Source organism: Hyphococcus formosus, assembly GCF_046736345.1.
Taxonomy (GTDB): Bacteria; Pseudomonadota; Alphaproteobacteria; order Caulobacterales; family Parvularculaceae; genus Hyphococcus; species Hyphococcus formosus.
This window is the reverse complement of the sequence record NZ_CP157210.1, coordinates 1,445,174-1,464,569: the sequence shown is the minus strand read 5'-3', so window position 1 is coordinate 1,464,569 and position 19,396 is coordinate 1,445,174. Positions and strand designations below refer to the sequence as shown.

The following is a 19,396-nucleotide window of genomic DNA, read 5'->3' as shown; positions in this document are numbered from 1 at the left end:
TAAAGACAAAATGCGTGCGAAATTGGGACTAGGAGTAGGCCCATAAAAGCAACGTCCTAGATGGTCGATGCTGTTCGGTAATTCTATCTATTCACCAGTATAAATTGGACCGGACAAGATAGGTAGGGAACACAGTTCAATCACACGTCTTCATTGGCTCGGCACAAGGTTTTGGTCTTGTCCTGAAAAAATGGAGAGTCGCTCGGGAGATTGAAAATTTAATTTTCGACGTCACGGTTTGAGTCTGAGAAGGTAATGGAGCGAACAATTAGGTTCGCAAAATAAAGGTGTTTAATCTGTAATCACCCGACTGATTATCTCGACCATCTCTGTATCGCGCCGGATATCATCTTCCATTAATTTCCGTATGGCAGGATCGGTTTCTGTTTCTAGATCTTTGGTGAGTTCCTCGATTTCTTCCAATGCCCACGTCTTTTGTTCCCGCAGTTTGTCGTATATTCGCTTTTCTGCTTTCGTCATGGGCCCTTTGACCACAACCAAGCCTGTCTTCATATCGACCACGATGTGGTCGGGGTGAGGGATCGGCTCAGGGCCGGTCCGACCGGTCAATTTTCGGTCTTCAAGCTCGCGCTCCCAGTTCAGCTTGTACGACATCACTGTGTTAAAATATTCAGCATAGAGCTGATTGTTTGCGTCTTCTGTCGAAGCGAGAAGGCTCGTAAACAATTCTTGTGCCCTAAGTTGCCCTTTGGCGGCATTGACGGCGAGCGCTCGTATCACGGCTTGTGCCATCGGATAGGACACGGTTTTGCCGCCCTCGACGACGTCGATGGTGCGATAGGCTTCTTCAATAATGATGTCCTTGAGCCGCTCTTCATTGAGGTAGGGACGGCGGTTCTTAGACCCTTTCGGACGGCCTTTTGGATTGCCCGACTTACCCTTCTTGAAACGAGAAGATTTCGGCGGCTTGCCATACCCGACCTCGTAACCTGTGTCTGATCGCGAGAGTTTGGCGCGTTGCTTGTGTTTCTGAATCGTTTTCCGGGTCATGCCGCCACCTTCTTCGGATGGGCGGCAACCCCGCAAATAATTTGTTCTGCCTCATCTTTTGTGAAGGCTTCCCACCGACGAATGATCCGGTCGCAATAAATAGGGTCGAGTTCACACAAATATCCGCGTCGCCCGGTTTTTTCGGCAGCGATTAAAGTGGAGCCCGAGCCACCAAAGAGGTCGAGGACAATGTCGCCGCGCCCGGAGACGTCTTTGATGGCATCCGCAATCATCTGTACCGGTTTGACAGTGGGGTGCAGTGCCAACTCCTCCATCCGTTCGGCTTTCATGGTGTTGACGCCGCGATAGTTCCAAACATTGGTGCGATAGCGACCATGTTGGCCGAGTTCGAAGGTGTTGGTGTGTGGCGCATCCCCAACTTTATAGGCAAAGATCAGTTCGTGACGCGACCGATAGAATGTGCCCATGCCGCCATTGTCTTTCGCCCAAACAATGAGGTTTTTGAGCTCACTATAGACTTCGCTACCCGCCGCCATGAGCTCGGACAGGTGCCGCCAATCCATGCAGATAAAATGAATAGCGCCATCAACGCTGACCTCGGCGAGATTGCGAAAGGCCGTTTTCAAAAACTGTGTGAACTGTGGCGCGGACATCTCACCGGATGCTATTGCAAACTCACGGTGCTGGGTCTTGCCAAGGCCTGACACATGACCATCGATGGGCACATTGTATGGCGGGTCCGTGAAGACCATTTGCGCCTTATGGCCGTTCATCAGTAAAGATACGACATCGGGATCAAGAGCATCGCCGCAGATGAGGCGGTGCCGCCCAAGTTGCCAGACATCCCCGAGGCTGCATCGCGCCGGGCCATCAGGCGCGGGAAGGTCATCAGCAGGATCATTTGGTTCCTCGGGCGTTAAGCCCTCCACCAACTGATCGATCTCTGGGATCGAAAAGCCGGTTGTTTCGATCTCAAAACCGAGATCCAGGCTGACCAATTCTTCAAGTTCTTCGGCGAGGAGTTGCTCGTCCCATCCGGCGTTAAGGGCGAGTTTGTTATCGGCAAGCACGTAAGCGCGTTTTTGTTTTGCGGTGAGGGAGCCGACCCGTCGGCAGGGAATGGTGGAAAGCCCAATGCGTTTTGCCGCTTCGACCCGGCCGTGACCAGCAAGGATCATGCAGTGTTCGTCGATCAAAACAGGGGCGATGAAGCCAAAGGCACGGATGCTTTCGGCGATTTGTTTGATCTGTTTTGTGGAATGGGTGCGTGCGTTACGCGGATTGGGCTTTAACGAGTCGGGATTGAGGTGTTCTAACATCGGATATGATGCCTTTCATTTTTTTCAAATATTCCTCTTTTGTCTCCCTGTTCCCCTTACGTTCCTATTTTTCGAGAATTTGATCAAGGCCCATCACAACAAAAAATCGCCGGACCCGCGGAATTCTTTTCCCAAGCCGATGGGGAGAAAGAGCCGTTCTCAGTCGCAACTTCGGCAACATCGCGTTCCGTATTCTTGAGTAGGAATTCGCTGTTATTGGCGAGCGGCTTCCCAGATCCTCGATTTCTATTCCCTGCTCTCAACGAGCAGGGAATTTGCGCTTAACTGTCCGAGTTTTCGCGCTTTTTGGGCGTGGAAATCCCCAAAGCCGAGCCAGATTCGATCAAATTCCCTGTAAATACCCTGTTTTTGAAAACCAGGACGCAAAGCGGCGTTAGCGGCAGACTGCGCCGCCCACCATTTATTCCTCTGGTTCTCCGCGAAAAGGTAATATGGCCTAAGACGCCCGCAGGGTGGCAGATAACAGCCTGCCCGATAGGGGATTACTTGGTTTGGTTGTAACGCCTTTATCAACTGCGGCAGCTTTGGTTCGCTTCCTGCTGGTAGCCTTTATATTTTGGCCGATGTTTGCCTCCTCGTTGTTGCACCGCCACAAGCCCGGCGTCGGATACGGTCGGGCAGGGTGCGAAACAAGGAATTCGCAATAGCCACAGCAACGCTCTTTGTAAGGAGGAAGTCCAATGAATTGTTCGGGAATAGAAGCTGCGTTGAGATCGCTTCTGACGAATTACTGTGGCACTAATTCAAATAGGCGTGCATTCAATCTGGTGAAACGTCAACTGTGCGCGCAATAGCAGTCATTCACAATCACACGAGTTAGAACAAGACTTTTATTACACAGTGCCCAATAGTAGCCTTTTAGGTACCGGATTTTGGTGCTCTGGCACCGAAAACAACGAGCCAGAAGCAAGACCCAATCTCGCCGATTGAGGCCGGCTTCGTCACATAATCTACGAAAGGGATTTCATTAAAGTTTTGAATGACCATGGGGCCGAAGAGCTCAAACAAATAGCCGATACTCCCGACCAGCAACATGACTCCAAGCCAACGTGGTATGCTTCCTGACTTGAGCACCAACCAACCATATGGCGCTAGCCATGCACCCCAGAAAAATGTCGAGACGGTAATCCAGTGGCGGTATCCGGTGCGTGCGCCGTCGACATCATCGACTTGCGCCGTGTTATCTGTGATGGCCAGAGCGAGTTCGCCATACTGAAACATAGCAAGAAGCGTGGCCGGAACACTCAGGACCACAAGAAGGATCATCAAACGAGCTGCATTCTTACCGTAGGCTGATAGAAATTTAGCAAGAGCAAACGGCAACACCAAGAAAAAGGCGGCCATGATGACGCCGGCCGCGATCATCGCTTGAAAGAGGAGCAAATTGTTTTGCAAATTTTCCAGTGTCGCTACCGAATCATCGCGAGCAATAAGTTGGCTCGGCGCATAAGCAAGGGAAAAAACCCCCGTCACCACGAGCCCAAGATAAATGAAGCCTGCGATCCGGCCTTGTGTGCGCACTGACATTAGAACTCCCCCATATTCAAATACCCTAATTAGATCTTTCGGTAACACCCCCGGGAGGGGCACGCAAGTCTCGGAATGCGCTTGTGCAGACGACCTAGGGTGAGCGTTTCAAACTCTCCCCAGAATTAGCGGGTTTGTGAATTATCAGTCTTTAGGCTGAACATACCTTGATGGGCAATTCTCTCTCTCTTCATAGATCGTCAGTACCGGATGATCTGTTATCCGGCTTCTCAGGCGGTCTCGATCTGTACCTTTTGGGGCTTTCATATACCAGTGCCGTGAAACTCGCACGATGCCGCGCCTTTCTGCGAGATACTTACATACCAAGACCCGTGGGCGCTGTTTGGAGATGATTTTGACATCTTCCTGCAGGGCGGCTTGTTGTGTTGGCCGGTTTGCATAGTCCATATCCGTGCGCGGAAGGGACCAATAGCCAAAGGATTGGATTTCTATATCCGATAGAGATCCTGCTCCATGTTTTTCCATGCTCAAATAGATCGTTTTGTTTGGAAAGTTTTTTGGAATTGGCGGCACAAAGCTCTCTGGTGAAGGACCATATTCATACTTAACCGACATCCGCTTCTCTGTGATTATTGGGTTTGTTGGTATGGGGACAGAATTTGAGTCTGGAGCTATAGATTTACGGGGGGCGTATATCTTCTTGCTACCCAAAGCTGGATCAATGATTGGCGGGCATTCCAGGCGCGGGAACCCATAAGTCGTAAACGGATGAGTATAAGCGCGCCCATTTGCCTTGGTTATGCGTTCCTGTGAGGAGCGTTGGAAAGCATCAGCAAATGTTGGCGCTAGATAGCCAATACTGGTAACGGTGCCGATCCCCCAATAATATTGGACATGATACCATTCATCATTGGGTTTCTCATCATAATGACATTCCAGAAGGGTCATGCCAGCTGACTTGGCTTGGTTGAAATCATGATCCAGCTGCTTTGCTCCACGAGAGGTGAGAGCTGCACCGCTTTTATTCTCATAGGCGTGTTTTGCCTCGATCGGGCTGAGCTTCTCTACCACCAACGTCGTCGGCTGTGGCTTTGGGGTGTAAGCGGGACGGCGTCCTGAAAGCAGATGGGCAAGGTTGGTTGTCAGGGCCTGTGTTTGAGCGCCATCGCAGCCATTGGCTTTGACCATCTGGGTGAAGTGAGACCTTGATGTATTATAATAGGGTGTCTCGATGATCGATTGTGCAAACAGTTCTGCAAATTCAATTGGTTTTCGTCCTTGTAGGGTATCAATGATTTGATCACCTTGTAGGGCACCGGTGAAGTACTCAATATTAATGGAATGGCCAGCGCTGATCGTTCCCGGGCAGTACTGATCAACACTCTCGCGCAAAGCGATGGCATATCCCAAAAGCGCCTTGTCTTTTTTCGGGAAAGCTTTTGACCAGACATAGTCGCCCGCTTGGATGCGCTTGAAAAGCTTTGCGTGTTTACCTCTGAGCGTGAAGGTCTGGTGTGACCCCTCCCTTGCAGTGGGGCGGGGGGAGGCGTTGCTATTTGTTTCTAGAATAACCGGCTGCGTTTCTGGCTGACGATCGAGATCGTCCTCAATTGTCTCCAGATTATCCAGACTCTCCATGATGGCTTCAGTGCTGCAAACCAATTTGGTCGTAGCAAACCACGCCCCACCAAATTCCTCTTTTGAGCCGCCCTCATTAATATGTTTTACCGCTTTGTTCTGGAGACATCCGCAGGTGGCTATTTTGGATTCACTTGGCTTTTCGGATTTGTCTTCTTTGCCGTAGTTGATGCAGAAATCATACAGCCGCTTACCATATATGGTCGCGGTCCGAGACTTTGATGGGGTGAGGATTGAAACCGCCAACAGGCCCACAATCAAAGCAGCCGCCCCTTTCCAACCAAGATACCATGGGCGGGACGGATCTTTAGAAAATAAATTGAATAACAAGGCTCTACCCCCTCATGCTTGTTATATGATTTGGATCTCTTCCAAGGCTACTTTTTGATGAGTAAGATTTTTTGTCAAATCTCCGTCAGCACATTTCAAGGAACAGCCTCCCATCCTGGCCTGAATTCAGGGCGGTTTTGCAGGAAACTGGCGTCTGAAAAGCGGGCTTTATCGCTACCAAAAAGTTGGAACACACTGCGTACTGCCCCGACCCCTTTGAACGCAGCCACCTGAAGGTAGTAAAACGACTGCATCAAAAGAGAAGAAGGATGTGGGGAAAGCGATATTCACCTGAAGAAATCATATCGAAGTTGCGTGAGGCCGAAGTTTACCTTGAGGAGGGCGTCAAAGTTGGAGAAGTGATCCGACGTCTGGGCGTGAACAAGATCATTTATTGCCGCTGGCGTCAGGGGTACGGCGGGATGAAGGTCGACCAGGCAAAGCGCCTGAAAGACCTTGAGAAGGTGGCTGCGCTATCGGGGGCTCGTCAGCAGCGCACACGGATCAGCCACTTGTGAATCTTCTTATCGCTTCCGCCGGACAGTGTCGTGTCTTTCGCGCCGGGGGTACCGCGTAACTAATCGCTATCAGTACCCTCGTCGCCGATAACCGCTCCGATGCTCTCCGCTAGCGCCGAATACATCAGCTTGGTACGGATTGTATAAGATTGTGTGCGGACCACATTCATTTGGCGAACTGCGCTCTAGGCAAGATGTTGGGGGGCACAGGGAGGGCCTGGACAAATCGCACTAATCATCAACGCGCGAAACTTTGTAGAATAATGGAAAATGCGGCGTAATTCGGTCAATCTGCGCGCGGGGCTTGTTCCATAGCCTATCGAGCGTCTGCGGTTTTAAAATCAAAAGGTGAATTCCGACTGACGCCAATTTCGACGGCGTAACCTAAGTGGAAAATGTTCCAGCCGGCGTATGCATTTAGTTTGCTGTTTATCTTGTGTAAATAGCGTCTTGTTTATCAACCGCATGGAAGTTTCTCGATCAGCGGCGTACGAATTTCTGGCATCGACTGTCTGGGGGCTTTTCAGCGCAAGATACCTAATACTTTACCCAATACCATCCGAATGAACGTCCCTCATGTAGTTTTTCCGTAATCTCTGAGTGTTTTCCGCTATGGCACGGAATGCGGTGAATTGGGCAAACTGCAAAAAAAAAAGCACGCTTACAAAGAATTGCGTGTCCATGAGGGAGGTCTATATGCGTTTTATCCTATCAACCCGCAGAATGCTCGGGGAACGTCGCACCAGTCGTAGATATAAGGCAATGGCTTCAGCGGGGGTCTTGGCTGTGGCGATGACGGCTGCGGAAACTACGGCATATGCCCAAAATGGAGGCGTTGACACCATCACGGTCACCGCGCGAAAGCGGCAAGAAAACCTGCAAACAGTCCCAATCGCGATCACTGCAATGACCGGTGACATGCTGGAACAGCGCGGCGCTGAAAATATCGACGATGCGGCGCGTTTTGCGCCGAACGTCGCCATAGGCTTTGCCAGCAACGGATCGGGCGGTGGAAGCAATTCCGACATTTTCATCCGGGGAATTGGTCAAACTGACTTCCTGATCACTACGGACCCGGGCGTCGGCCTTTACATTGATGATGTTTATTACGCTCGCTCTATCGGGACAATTCTTGATTTTCTCGATGTTGAGCGGATTGAAATTCTGCGCGGCCCGCAGGGAACATTGTTCGGACGAAATACGATCGGTGGTGCCATCAGTCTGGTATCCAAAAGGCCGGCGGATTCATTCGGTGGCGAGATTAAGGCGACCGCCGGGCGATTTTCGCATTATTCCGTCACCGGGTCTGTCGATCTGCCTCTTTCGGATCAGCTCAAGACACGTCACACGATCTATTTTAACACCGAGCATGGCTATACGGACCGAATAAATGTCGGCGATCGACTCGGCGATGATGAGGTTATCGCAGGGCGATCGCTTCTTGAATGGACGCCTACGGACAATTTCGATGCGCTTTTGTCGTTCGACATTTCGCATAAGGAAGGTGGCAGCGCCAATACCGCCGCGCTATCCTACGACCCGACACAGGGCCTGGCTCCGCTCTGGCAGGGGCTCGTCGGCGATCCAATGATGATTACTACGCCGGTGATCGTGAATCCCGGCAATCCGTTCAACAGCTCCGCCACCGGACCTAATGTGGATGATCATGACATCTGGGGTGTTGGTGGCACGCTCACCTGGGATTTAGACTGGGTTTCCTTGAAGTCGATCACCGCTTATCGTTCAATGGAAGCGGAATTTTCCCGCGACGGCGATAATTCTCCGGTGCAATATATTCAGACGCATAATTTTGTCGATCAGAACCAATTTAGTCAGGAACTACAGCTAAGCGGCGACGCTATGGGCGGCAGCCTTAACTGGCTTCTCGGCGGATATTATTTCGATGAGAACGCGACGGACCAGAACGATGTGCGGTTGGCGTCGGGCCTGTTTGATGCGCTTGAGGCTTTACCGGGAGCGGGTATTTATCTCGGCGGCGCGCCGGGCACGACCTGCGCCGATTTCGGAATTGACCCGACCGTCGTTTGCGCCGGCGGTATGGGCAATCCGGTCAATGTAGGCTTCGATGTCGATTTTGATATCTACAATGACATAGACACGAAAAGCATCGCTTTCTTCACGCATAACACAATGGATATCACCGATCGCTTCTCGGTTTCCGGTGGATTCCGGTGGTCGAAGGATGAGAAGACTTATTTCCTCGAACATCTGCGTGTGAATTCAGGCGCGCCGATTATTCCAGCGACGACGGTGGAGGACGAGTGGTCGGCCTTCCTGCCGAAAGCCAGCGTTGGATTCCAGGCTACAGACCGCACCTTTCTTTATGCGTCGGCGTCGCGCGGGTTCAAGAGCGGCGGCTTTAACGGTCGTCCCACCACGACGGCGGAGGTCGGCTCCTTCGCACCAGAGTTCGTTTGGGCTTATGAAACCGGCGTCAAGACCGAGTTTTTCGATCGCCGGCTCGTCGTCAACACGTCGCTGTTTTATTACGACTACAAGGACATTCAGCTTAACATCGTGAGTGCGGACACGACCGGCAATCTCGTGCTGATCGTTGAGAATGCAGGCGAAGCGCGGACGATTGGTGTCGAGGCTGAATTCGAAGCGCGTCCGAACGAGTATTTTTCTTTCGACGGCGGCATTGGTTTTCTCGATGCGGAATACAATGAGTTGAATCCGGGGGCGACGATAGCGCTCACCAATGAGCTTGCCCGGTCACCGAATTGGACTGCCAATCTCGGCGTTAACTTTGAGTATCCTATCAGTAATGACTGGATTGCTAATATCCGTGGAGACTGGAGCTATCGTGGTGATCACTTCATTGACTCCGCCAATACGCCAGAGCTGTATCAAGAAGGGGTGAGCCTCTTCAACGCGCGCCTCGCGCTTGTCAACGACTCCGGCGGTTGGACCGTCGCCGTCTATGGAACCAATCTGACCAACGAGCTTTATCTAACTGGCGGCGTTTCGGCCGTGTCCAGCTTCGGTCATGTCGAAGGTGTGTTTGGTTCGCCGCGGCGCTGGGGTGTTTCCGTCAAGAAATCATTCTAGGTGGCAGCAATGTCTGGCAGGCTGAATGGAAAGCGCGCCGTCGTCACCGGAGGCGCGCGAGGAATCGGCGCGGCGATTGTCAGCCGCTTTCGCGATGAGGGTGCCGAAATCCTACTGACGGATATTGATCCAGCGGCCGCCGAAGCCGCATCGCACGAGCTAAAAGTTCCGTATTTCGTTCAGGATATTTCTAGCGAAGACGACTGGCGGTCAACGCTTGATGAGGCGCGCCGCCGTTTTTCCGGTCTCGATATTCTCGTCAACAATGCCGGCCTTGGCGATCTTTCCGGCAAGGATTCTCCCGAAACTGCGCAGTTAGACGATTGGCGGCGTATGTTCACGATCAACACTGAAGGTGTTTTCATCGGATGCCGTGAGGCAATCCCCGTGATGGCGGAAAGTGGCGGTGGTTCGATCATCAATTTATCGTCGATTGCTGCGCTCGTGCCTACGCCGTTCCTGACGGCCTACGGTGCGAGCAAGGCGGCGGTGATGCAGATGACGAAGTCTATCGCGCTTCATTGCGCGCAGAATGGCTATAAGATTCGCTGCAACACAATCCATCCTGGGCAGATCCGCACGCCTATGCATGATAAATTGATGGAAGACACCGCGAAATTGGCAGGGGCACCGTTCGAGGCGGTGCGCGACGATTATCTGTCGCGGATTCCTATGGGCGAGTTCGGCGATCCGGCAGATATCGCCAACGCCGCACTGTTTCTCGCCTCTGATGAGGCCAGGTTTATCACCGGCAGTCGGCTCGTCGTTGATGGCGGCATGAATTTGGTCAACTGACGCAGAAGGATGATGGAATGGCGCGAATGTGCAAATTCGGCAAACCCGTCGGGACGATCATGCAGGTCGCTTACGTGGTCGATGATCTTGAAAAAGCGGCCATGCACTGGGTGAAAAACCTGAACATCGGGCCGTGGATGATTATGGAGCATTTCGCGGCCGAGAATATGAAATATTATGATGAACCGACGTCGGTTGATCTGTCGGTTGCCATGGCGTTCACGGAAACGATGAGTTTTGAACTGATCGTGCAGCATGATGATTGTCCGTCCGTTTATAAAGATGTTATTGAAAAGCATGGGTTCGGCGCGTTTCACCATTGGGCGATTACAACAGATAATTTCGATGCGGATGTTGACCGTTATCTCAATGACGGCGCGATGCTCGCCTTCAGCGGAGAGGTCGTGCCGGTCGGGCGAAAACGGTTCGCCTATATCGACACCGCCGGGAACCTGCCGGGCATGATTGAGCTGATTGAATTGAACGACGCAGTTGAAGATCTTTTCGCCAGCATCAGGGTCCAGTCAGAAGGCTGGAACGGGGTCGACCCTGTCCGCCGGCTAGGATAGATTAGGAAAGACGTTCTCTGACCCTGCGCGCGATTAGTAAAATTGCATCACGGCCCGCGTCGAGGACGCCGGCGAATGCGATAAACCCGTGAATTGTACCTTCAAATTCAACATGCTCTGCATCAACCCCAGCATCGCGCAGCTTTTCCGCGAAAAGCGCGCCGTCATCGCGCAGCATGTCATGATCGGCAGTGATGATCAGAGCCGGCGGCAGGCCCGACAAATTCGTCGCCAATAGCGGTGAGGCGATCGGGTTTTCGATATCGCGTGGTTGCTGGAAATACATCTCCGTCAGCCAGTGGAGATCCTTGAAAGAAAGGAAAAATTCGCCGCCGCCGAACTGTCGGCGCGATGGTGTCATATACGCCGGATTCAGATTGAGCCCCGGGCAGCATAACGCCTGGAAAGCGATAGTCGGGCCGACGCGCGCTTTCGCCATCAGGGTTACCGCCGCGACGAGGTTGCTTCCGGCGCTGTCGCCCGCCAGCGCGATGCGGTTGGAGTTGCCGCCCAGGAATTCGGCCTGTTCGGATACCCATTCGAGCGCCGCATAACAATCCTCCGGTGCGGCCGGGAAGGGATGTTCGGGCGAGCGGCGGTAATCGACGCTAACGATGATTGCTCCAGCGTCATTGCACAAGGATCGGCAGATCGTGTCATGGGATTCAATACTGCAAAGCGCAAATCCGCCACCGTGATAGTAAAGCAATAACGGCAGATCGCGACCGCCTTCTACGGGCTGATAAATCCGCAAAGGAATGTCGCCGCCGGGGCCATTTATCTGCCGGTCGTCGACGCGGGCGACCACCTGCGGCTTGCATCTATATTCTAAGGTGATCGCTTCGAGCGCGACGCGCGCTTCCTCCACCCGCATTTCGTAAAGTTTTGGTGCCGCCATGGCGTTCATGGCGTCCATCAAAGCTTTCGTTTGCGGTTCAAGCGCCAAATGTGCTTTCCTTTTTGTGGTGTCGGTCAGGCAGTCGGAAATTTATAGTTCCTATAGGTCTCGCGTATCGCAGACTTTTTGATTTTTCCGGTCGCGGTCAGCGGGAGTTCATCGACAATGATGATGTCGTCCGGCAACTGCCATTTGGCGAATTTACCGGCGAGAAATTCGAGTAGTGCGCCGGTGTCGAGATCGGCACTGCTTGACGGCACCACGAGCATCAGCGGGCGTTCTTCCCATTTCGGATGATAAACGCCGATAACGGCCGCCTGCGCTACGGCCTCATGACCCGTCGCCGCATTTTCAAGTTCGATGGAACTTATCCATTCGCCGCCTGATTTTATCACGTCTTTTGTACGATCAGTAATCTTCATAAATCCGTAGCGATCCCAAGTGGCGACATCGCCAGTTGGAAACCATCCTTGCTCATCCAACGGCGTTTCGTCTTCGCATTTGTAATAGCATTTTGCGGCGAAGGGGCTTTTCACCCAGAGGTCGCCCGACGTTTCGCCGTCGCGGGGGGCCATAGCGCCGTTTGGATCGATGATCTTTATCTCGATACCGTATTGTGCGCGACCCTGTTTAGACAATTGCGCCCGCTGAACTTCAATCGGTAGCGCAGAGACCTCCGGTGTGAGGGACGACACGGTGCCCATGGGGCTGGTTTCAGTCATGCCCCAAAGCTGAGCTACAGTGACACCATATTTTTCGCGAAATCTGTCGATCATCGACTGCGGTACGGCCGAACCACCAATCGTAGTTCGTTTCATTGAGTCGATTCGCATTCCGTGGCGTTCGAGATGGTCGAGCACCATAGTCCATACAGTCGGCACGGCGCAGGAAAATGTCGTCTGCTCCTGGTTGATCAGTTCAATTATGCTGGCGGGATCCATTTTTGGGCCGGGTAGTACGAGTTTGGCACCGACCATCGGCGCTATATAAGGCATTGCCCAAGCATTAGCGTGGTACATTGGCGCGATGGGCAGGATCACATCCTCCGCACCCAGATCAAGCGCGCCCCGCTGAGCCGCGGCTAGGGCGTGAATAACGGTGGACCGATGGCTGTATAGGACTCCTTTGGGATCGCCGGTCGTGCCTGAGGTATAACAAAGCGAAGACGCTATTGTTTCATCGAATTCGGGCCATTCGATATAATCGTTGGAGCCTTCGATGAATTCTTCATAGGATACGGCGTCGCGCAGGCGCGTATCCGGCATATTCGCCGCATCCGTTAGGATGACATACCGCTCAACCGAGTTGAATGAACTCTGCAGCTTTTCAGCCAACTCCACAAAAGTCAGATCGACAAACATAATCCGGTCTGCAGCGTGATTGACAATATACTTAATCTGCTCGTCAAACAGCCTAGGGTTGACCGTGTGCAGCACGGCACCAATACCGGAAACACCGTAATACAGTTCGAAATGCCGATAGGTGTTCCAAGCGAGGGTTGCGATGCGATCGCCAGGCTTGATCCCCTCGGCGAGAAGGGCGTTAGCCGCCTTTGCGGCGCGCCGATAGGCGTCGCGATAAGTGTAGCGGTGAATCGGTCCTTCGACGGTTCGTGTCACGACTTCGCGTCCGCCGTGGTATGTCGCCGCGTATCGGAGTAAGGAGGAAATCATCAACGGGGCATCTTGCATTAAACCTGGAAGAGACATTGGATTTATCCGTTATGACGGCTTGGAAGCCCGGCGAGTTGTCCACCATCAATGATAAGAGGCGAACCAGTAATCAGCGAAGATTCATCAGAAGCAAGAAATAATATCGCCTCCGCAATGTCGATAGGTTTTGCCACTCGTCCAAGGGGGACAAGCGATGCCATGCCATCCAACATTGCTTGTCGTGAGGGAAATCGTTGGGCGACATCGTCGAGCATTTCCGAATCCACATATGTAGGATGCACACTGTTACACCTGATGCCGTATTTTGCAGCATGAAGCGCAACTGATTTAGTCAGCATGGTGACCGCGCCTTTGGTGGCGCTATAGCCCGCGATATCTTCGCCGCCAACAAGGCCTGCTAGCGAAGATATATTGATTATAGAACCTTTTGTGGAAGACTTTCGCATGGCACTGACGCCGTGCTTGCATCCAAAAAAAACGCCAGTCATGTTAACTGCGATCATGGCATTCCAGTCGTCCGCTGATAAATTTTCAAAATCACCTGCTCGTCCAATTCCAGCGCTGTTAACGAGAATGTCGAGCCTGCCGTGGCGCTCAAGGCAATGCTCGATCAGGTTTCGCCATTGATCCTCTTTTGAGACATCGAGGAGGACAGCGTCCCCGCCGCAATCCTCTGCAACAGCTTGCGCCCTTTCCAAATGTAGATCGGCGACGACAACTTGCGCACCATGTTCGGCGAATAGTCTGCAAGCGGCTTTGCCGACACCGGAGGCACCACCAGTTATGATAGCTATTCTGTCTAATAGGCGTTGCGTCAAATTACTGCTCCTCGGCTGTATCCTACGTATGGGAACCAACCTGTCGTCAATCTCGAGATTTCTTCGTCAATGTTTAAATGCCGCGACGCCTAAGCGGCCATAGCGAAAATCACTCACTGGTATTGTTGCGCTGCAATATTTGACGCTAGACCTCGGCCGGCGCGATTTAGCGCCGTCGAGTCTGAGAAAACTAGGTATAATCCGTCATTTAGTACTGTTCGGTGATGTGTAACCTGTCGGTCAAATAAAGCGGGCTTATGTGCCTGCAACGTAAGGGAGATAAAACATGGACGGAAATGATGAACCTATCCTAGGCCATACCAAGCTTGATATTCTCAAGCAGGCGCGGCCAGCGTTTTTCAACCCGGCGATGCTGCCGTGGACGCCATGGGTCATGGAAGGCACGAATTTCAAGCTGCTCAATTTCGATAAGAAGACAGGTGGGTTTACCATCCTGCTCAAAGTGGATCCCGATCTAGATACTCCGGTTCACAGTCATCTCGGTGCGGTTGAGGGCATCGTGCTAGAAGGCGAGTTTGGTTATGATGACGATCGCGGCGGGGTTGGTTCGTATTTTTACGAGGAAGCTGCGACCCGTCACCAACCTGACTCTCCGACCGGTACGATTATGTTCGCCGTCGTTCACGGTCCTATCGTTGGCCATGACGAAGACGGCGGCGTCGCGGGCGTTGTTGATGCACGGTTGATGTACGAACTCGCGGCCGCCAATGGTGCCGCGGATCACCTCGCGCATCTCGCAGATTTTCCTTCGTAACTCGCACAGGTATCATGAACAAGAATTTTGCATCGCAAGCTGACCTTGAAGAAAAGGTCGTAACTTTTTCCGAGCTCTCACCCCAGCGCGCTTATGCCTATACTGCGGAGGGAGATCCAAATACCGGCGTCGTCATCGGCGATGATTGCGTATTGGTTGTTGATACTCAGGCTACCCCAGAAATGGCGACCGATGTGATCGACAAAATCCGCGGCGTCACAGACAAGCCGATTAAATATGTAGTGTTGTCGCATTATCATGCGGTGCGTGTCCTCGGCGCATCGGCTTATGGCGCGGAACATGTGATCGCGAGCCAGGATACCCGCGATTTGATTGTCGAACGTGGTAAGGAGGATATGGCCTCTGAAATCGGGCGCTTCCCGCGCTTGTTTAAGGGCGTTGACTCAATCCCTGGCCTTACTTGGCCGAGCATGACATTTAACGGTAAGATGACGCTTTATCTCGGGTCGCTAGAGGTGCAGATCTTGCAACTTGGCCGTGGGCACACCAAGGGCGATACGGTTGTGTGGTTGCCGCAGGAGAAGGTGCTCTTCGCTGGCGATCTTGTCGAGTATGGTGCAACGCCTTATACCGGCGACGCCTATCTGACCGACTGGCCCTTGACGCTAGACCGGATAGAAGCGCTTGGCGCGAAAGCAGTGGTGCCAGGGCGTGGCGACGCATTGATAACAGAGGAGTCGATTGCGGACGGCATCAACGGAACACGCGCTTTCGTCACCGATCTTTATCGGTCCGTCGAAAAAGAAACTAAAGCGGGTAGCGACCTGAACGCTGCATACAAGTCAGTGTATGAACGTCTTTCAAAAGAATACGGACACTGGGTGATTTTCGATCACTGCATGCCGTTCGACGTGACACGTGCATTCGATGAATCCAATGGAATTCGAGATCCACGCGTTTGGACAGATGAGCGGGATCGCCAAATGTGGTTGGAACTTGAAGGCGCGGCTGATTCATGATGGACAGTCGGAGCGCGTCATCGCTTTCTTTCGGTTATGTACGTTCACGTGACCAGGACGGTGCACGTCCGGCTGCACATCAAGTTATAATCGTTGGGGGGGGGCTTGTCGGGCTCACTATGGCGATAGACCTTGCGTCGAAGGGTGTGAAAGCAGTGGTGCTGGAAAAATCCAACACGTTGAGTGAAGGTTCGCGCTCAATCTGCCAGGCAAAACGTACGCTTGAAATTTGGGATAGGCTAGGCGTCGGCGACATCATGCTGAAACGCGGTGTTGAATGGCGTAAAGGTAAGGTCTTCAGCGACGACCATCTGCTATATACATTCGATCTACAGCCCGAAGGTGGTCACAAAATGCCGGCCTTCGTCAATCTCCAGCAATATTGGGTAGAACAATATCTATTGGAGCGGCTGCTTGAACTGGGTGGGGAAGTCCGCTGGTGCCACGAGGCGAGGTCAATCCGGCAGTCAGATGACGGTGTGTGCATCGAGGTTGCGACGCCGGACGGCCCATACAATCTTGACTGCGAATGGTTGATCGCCTGCGACGGCGCGCGATCCGATATTCGCCGTCATTTGGGGCTGACCTTTGACGGGCGAGTGTTCAAGGACAAATTCCTGATCACTGATGTAAAAATGAAAGGCGAGTTTCCGAACGAACGGTGGTTCTGGTTCGACCCGAGTTTTCATTCAGGACAGACTGCATTGTTGCACCGCCAGGCAGATGACATATGGCGCATCGATCTCCAACTTGGATGGGAAGCGAATGCCGAGGAAGAAAAGAAACTGGAGAACGTCAAACGGCGTATAAAAGCAATGCTCGGTGATGATGCAAAATTCGAAATAGAATGGATCAGCGTCTATGTTTTTCAATGCCGTACACTGAGCGATTATGTTCATGGGCGGGTCATTTTTGCCGGCGACTCTGCCCATCAGGTGTCGCCCTTCGGCGCGCGCGGTGGTAATGCTGGTGTTCAGGACGCAGATAATCTCGGTTGGAAGATGAAACTTGTCCTCGATGGTGAGGCGTCGTGCAGTCTTTTGGATACGTATAGCCGCGAGCGCGTTTACGCCGCGCGTGAAAACATTCTCCATTCGACGCGTGCGACCGACTTTATAACACCAAAGTCAAAGGCGAGCCGCATTTTGCGCGATCAGGCGTTATCGCTCGCCGCGAAATATCCGTTTGCTCAGAAACTAGTGAATTCTGGTCGCCTGTCCGAGCCCGCGCATTTAATAGATACCCCCTTAAACACGCCTGATAATGACATTTTTGCCTGCCATATCGCTCCGGGCTCGCCCGCGGAAGATGCGCCATTATCGAAAAACGGCAAAGACGATTGGTTTTTGCAAGAGTTGAAAGGTGAATTCACTGTCGTTGCATATGAACCAAACGGGCTGAACCTACCGACGCGCCTAGATATCGGCGGCATTCCAATTGCGGTGAAGACAATTGCCAAAGGTGCAGCGCTTGACGACGTCAGCGGTGCGTTACGCCGGCGCTACGATATGAAACCCGGAACTGCCTATCTATTCCGACCTGACCAGCATGTTGCTGCGCGCTGGCGGAAGTGGTCCGGCACAGGCGTTGAAGAATGTGTTGAGCGAGCAGCGGGACGGCGCATATGAAAAGCGGAATGCAAACATCCGGCGTGGTTAAATTCGAGCCTGCATATGAGAATGCGGACGCATTTTATGCAGCGCTTGTTGAAGCGGTAGACGCTGTTGGAGATGAGGCGGCACCGCAGTTTCTCGCTCGCCTTGCCTTGATTCTTTCAAATCAGATCGGTGCCGAAGATGTATTGCATGAGGCGATTCGGACCGCGAAAGAGGAACTCCTTTAGTCGCACACTGATGAACCCATGCTGCGGCGCAGTATGAAAATAATTGCCTGTTTTGTATTGTTATTCATAACGTTGTTTCCGCGTTCGCTGATTTCATGTAGCATTGCGGAACCGGACTTCTGGGAATCCTCGCTGTTTGCGACAGCAGTTTGGAGTCTATGGCAGCCCGGGTTTATAGCGCCTAAAAAGAATGACATACTAGGGAAGAGTGGGCGATGGGAGTAATGCAAGCGAGTCAACGCAACCCGATGGAAGTCTGCAGCCAGATGCTGGCCTGTAGGAAGTTCGAGGATGTTGCCGACAAAATTTTACGGCCGCTGGCCGAATGTGTGTCCGCGCAGACGGCATCATTTCGTCAGTTTCATTTAAACGGAAAGTCGTTTGCCATCGGAAAGAACGCCTGCCATCAGGTCGCCGACCGCTCACATCAGCAGTATGCGGCCTACTTTTATCGTCAGGATCCGGTGCTACAGTTCGGCATGGCACCGGGCGGACGGCTCGGCAATCTCTCTCGATTCGGTTACGATCTCTTTTGCCTCGCTGATATCTGCGATTATCGGCGCTTAATCAGATCGGAATATTATCAGGAATTCTTCGAGCCGAACCACATACACCATGTGCTGGTGCTCGCCTTCCGCCTTTTCGGAAACCGAGATCAAGTGGCCCTTTTAGGTTTTCATCGTCCATCGGATGCGCCGAATTTCACCAAACAGGATGTGATCCGTGCTCGCTATTTTGCTCCGGCTGCATTGTCGGCATTACACGGCCTGACGGTTGAAAACGCTTTAGTCAAAAACCGTACGATCATCGAAAGCCTTGAGCGTGCATCGAAGAAAACGGGCGTTGTCCTGATCGATAGGAACGGCACGGTCGTTTATGCGAACGAAAAAGGTGCAGCATCGTTTTCAATAGTGCGCGATGAGTTCGGAGACTATCATGTGGATGGCAACACGGAAAAACTGCAGCAGGTGACGCGCGCATGCATTGAAGAAGACTGGCGCGGTACCAAGGTAGTCGAGACTGGCAAGTTGATCAAAATCAGAGCCGACTGCGCCGATAATCTATCGGTCCGTATACAGCCGTTGATGCGGGATAGGGGCATCGGTGCCTTCTTAGTGATGACCGATGACGATGAGCCGCAGGCGGCGTTGTTGGGTGATCAACTCAGCTCATTGGGCCTGACCGCTCGCGAGCAAGACATCACAAGGCTGCTCGGGCAGGGTGCATCTAATAAAGATATCGCTGCTGATCTGGGCATCAGTGTGCGCACGACGGAAAACCATTTGCGATCAATCTATGCAAAGGTCGGCGTGAATTCGCGCAGCCAGATGATATCCAGATTGTTCAATTTGACGTAAGTAATTTAGCACCGCGCGGCGCTCAATTGCAGTCTAAAAGTGATCCGATAGATTTGGCTTTGGCCGGTAATGCTGCAAACAGTCAATTTGTGAATTCGCCATCTGTCCCAGCTGAAAGCTAGAATCTTCCGTGTTCATGATGCAATTCGCCCAAATGGGAGTGCGAGATGATGTGCCCAACGACCTCGCATTCTCGCGCAGTAGGTGACCTCTTTGGTGAACTGCGGTGCGGTAGCGCGAAGTTGTAATGTTCAATCAGCTCGTGATTTCTGTATTATCTCAAGATATTAATCCGTAATTACTCGGCTGATCATCTCGTCCATCTCTGT

Annotated in this window: 16 protein-coding genes; 9 read left to right on the top strand and 7 right to left on the bottom strand. The window is 52.4% G+C overall.

Going from position 1 to position 19,396, the window contains the following annotated elements; genetic code table 11:
- Positions 1-291: 291 nt before the first annotated feature.
- The 4 genes from ABFZ83_RS06620 to ABFZ83_RS06605 form a co-directional block, all read right to left on the bottom strand.
- Positions 292-1,011, bottom strand: coding sequence for a DUF5681 domain-containing protein (locus tag ABFZ83_RS06620; protein ID WP_411818649.1), 720 nt, complete (start codon positions 1,009-1,011; stop codon positions 292-294).
- Positions 1,008-2,291: a site-specific DNA-methyltransferase gene (locus tag ABFZ83_RS06615; protein WP_411818648.1), complete on the bottom strand. Its 1,284-nt coding sequence runs from the start codon at positions 2,289-2,291 to the stop codon at positions 1,008-1,010. Before ABFZ83_RS06615 ends, ABFZ83_RS06620 begins: the two co-directional genes overlap by 4 nt.
- A gap of 879 nt (positions 2,292-3,170) precedes the next feature.
- The gene (locus tag ABFZ83_RS06610) at positions 3,171-3,839 is read right to left on the bottom strand and encodes a DUF4386 domain-containing protein (RefSeq protein WP_411818647.1); all 669 of its coding nucleotides are present in this window, start codon (positions 3,837-3,839) and stop codon (positions 3,171-3,173) included.
- A gap of 144 nt (positions 3,840-3,983) precedes the next feature.
- The gene (locus tag ABFZ83_RS06605) at positions 3,984-5,768 is read right to left on the bottom strand and encodes a hypothetical protein (RefSeq protein ID WP_411818646.1); all 1,785 of its coding nucleotides are present in this window, start codon (positions 5,766-5,768) and stop codon (positions 3,984-3,986) included.
- 269 nt (positions 5,769-6,037) lie between these two features.
- Between ABFZ83_RS06605 and ABFZ83_RS06600 the strand changes: the two genes are divergently transcribed.
- From ABFZ83_RS06600 to ABFZ83_RS06585, 4 genes are all read left to right on the top strand, one after another.
- The gene (locus ABFZ83_RS06600; protein WP_411818645.1) at positions 6,038-6,286 is read left to right on the top strand and encodes a transposase; all 249 of its coding nucleotides are present in this window, start codon (positions 6,038-6,040) and stop codon (positions 6,284-6,286) included.
- Positions 6,287-7,048: 762 nt separating this feature from the next.
- Positions 7,049-9,358, top strand: coding sequence for a TonB-dependent receptor (locus tag ABFZ83_RS06595; RefSeq protein WP_411818644.1), 2,310 nt, complete (start codon positions 7,049-7,051; stop codon positions 9,356-9,358).
- Between the two features lie 9 nt (positions 9,359-9,367).
- Positions 9,368-10,153, top strand: coding sequence for a glucose 1-dehydrogenase (locus ABFZ83_RS06590; RefSeq protein WP_411818643.1), 786 nt, complete (start codon positions 9,368-9,370; stop codon positions 10,151-10,153).
- A gap of 17 nt (positions 10,154-10,170) precedes the next feature.
- Positions 10,171-10,722, top strand: coding sequence for a VOC family protein (locus ABFZ83_RS06585; protein WP_411818642.1), 552 nt, complete (start codon positions 10,171-10,173; stop codon positions 10,720-10,722).
- Position 10,723: 1 nt separating this feature from the next.
- Here ABFZ83_RS06585 and ABFZ83_RS06580 read toward each other — a convergent pair whose 3' ends face one another.
- The 3 genes from ABFZ83_RS06580 to ABFZ83_RS06570 are packed head-to-tail and all read right to left on the bottom strand — an operon-like array spanning position 10,724 to position 14,111.
- Complete coding sequence (locus ABFZ83_RS06580) at positions 10,724-11,668, bottom strand: alpha/beta hydrolase (RefSeq protein WP_411818641.1); 945 nt, start codon at positions 11,666-11,668, stop codon at positions 10,724-10,726.
- A gap of 26 nt (positions 11,669-11,694) precedes the next feature.
- Entirely contained in the window at positions 11,695-13,311 is a 1,617-nt protein-coding gene (locus ABFZ83_RS06575; RefSeq protein WP_411818810.1) for a long-chain fatty acid--CoA ligase, read from the bottom strand.
- Positions 13,312-13,334: 23 nt separating this feature from the next.
- The gene (locus ABFZ83_RS06570; RefSeq protein ID WP_411818640.1) at positions 13,335-14,111 is read right to left on the bottom strand and encodes an SDR family NAD(P)-dependent oxidoreductase; all 777 of its coding nucleotides are present in this window, start codon (positions 14,109-14,111) and stop codon (positions 13,335-13,337) included.
- A gap of 286 nt (positions 14,112-14,397) precedes the next feature.
- Between ABFZ83_RS06570 and ABFZ83_RS06565 the strand changes: the two genes are divergently transcribed.
- From ABFZ83_RS06565 to ABFZ83_RS06545, 5 genes are all read left to right on the top strand, one after another.
- Positions 14,398-14,886, top strand: coding sequence for a 2,4'-dihydroxyacetophenone dioxygenase family protein (locus ABFZ83_RS06565; protein ID WP_411818639.1), 489 nt, complete (start codon positions 14,398-14,400; stop codon positions 14,884-14,886).
- 14 nt (positions 14,887-14,900) lie between these two features.
- On the top strand, positions 14,901-15,866 hold the full coding sequence (locus tag ABFZ83_RS06560; protein ID WP_411818638.1) for an MBL fold metallo-hydrolase: 966 nt from the start codon (positions 14,901-14,903) through the stop codon (positions 15,864-15,866).
- Positions 15,863-17,494: an FAD-dependent oxidoreductase gene (locus ABFZ83_RS06555; RefSeq protein WP_411818637.1), complete on the top strand. Its 1,632-nt coding sequence runs from the start codon at positions 15,863-15,865 to the stop codon at positions 17,492-17,494. The genes ABFZ83_RS06560 and ABFZ83_RS06555 overlap by 4 nt, the downstream gene beginning before the upstream one ends.
- Before the next feature lie 8 nt (positions 17,495-17,502).
- Positions 17,503-17,709, top strand: coding sequence for a DUF2783 domain-containing protein (locus tag ABFZ83_RS06550; protein WP_411818636.1), 207 nt, complete (start codon positions 17,503-17,505; stop codon positions 17,707-17,709).
- A 224-nt stretch (positions 17,710-17,933) separates the two neighbouring features.
- Positions 17,934-19,067, top strand: coding sequence for a LuxR C-terminal-related transcriptional regulator (locus tag ABFZ83_RS06545; RefSeq protein WP_411818635.1), 1,134 nt, complete (start codon positions 17,934-17,936; stop codon positions 19,065-19,067).
- Positions 19,068-19,396 lie beyond the last annotated feature (329 nt).

Excerpts from the sequence above, each read along its gene's own strand:
- ABFZ83_RS06620 (WP_411818649.1), bottom strand. The coding sequence starts at position 1,011 with ATGACCCGGAAAACGATTCAGAAACACAAGCAACGCGCCAAACTCTCG.
- ABFZ83_RS06615 (WP_411818648.1), bottom strand. The coding sequence starts at position 2,291 with ATGTTAGAACACCTCAATCCCGACTCGTTAAAGCCCAATCCGCGTAAC.
- ABFZ83_RS06610 (WP_411818647.1), bottom strand. The coding sequence starts at position 3,839 with ATGTCAGTGCGCACACAAGGCCGGATCGCAGGCTTCATTTATCTTGGG.
- ABFZ83_RS06600 (WP_411818645.1), top strand. The coding sequence starts at position 6,038 with ATGTGGGGAAAGCGATATTCACCTGAAGAAATCATATCGAAGTTGCGT.
- ABFZ83_RS06595 (WP_411818644.1), top strand. The coding sequence starts at position 7,049 with ATGGCTTCAGCGGGGGTCTTGGCTGTGGCGATGACGGCTGCGGAAACT.
- ABFZ83_RS06590 (WP_411818643.1), top strand. The coding sequence starts at position 9,368 with ATGTCTGGCAGGCTGAATGGAAAGCGCGCCGTCGTCACCGGAGGCGCG.
- ABFZ83_RS06585 (WP_411818642.1), top strand. The coding sequence starts at position 10,171 with ATGGCGCGAATGTGCAAATTCGGCAAACCCGTCGGGACGATCATGCAG.
- ABFZ83_RS06575 (WP_411818810.1), bottom strand. The coding sequence starts at position 13,311 with ATGCAAGATGCCCCGTTGATGATTTCCTCCTTACTCCGATACGCGGCG.
- ABFZ83_RS06565 (WP_411818639.1), top strand. The coding sequence starts at position 14,398 with ATGGACGGAAATGATGAACCTATCCTAGGCCATACCAAGCTTGATATT.
- ABFZ83_RS06560 (WP_411818638.1), top strand. The coding sequence starts at position 14,901 with ATGAACAAGAATTTTGCATCGCAAGCTGACCTTGAAGAAAAGGTCGTA.
- ABFZ83_RS06555 (WP_411818637.1), top strand. The coding sequence starts at position 15,863 with ATGATGGACAGTCGGAGCGCGTCATCGCTTTCTTTCGGTTATGTACGT.
- ABFZ83_RS06550 (WP_411818636.1), top strand. The coding sequence starts at position 17,503 with ATGCAAACATCCGGCGTGGTTAAATTCGAGCCTGCATATGAGAATGCG.
- ABFZ83_RS06545 (WP_411818635.1), top strand. The coding sequence starts at position 17,934 with ATGCAAGCGAGTCAACGCAACCCGATGGAAGTCTGCAGCCAGATGCTG.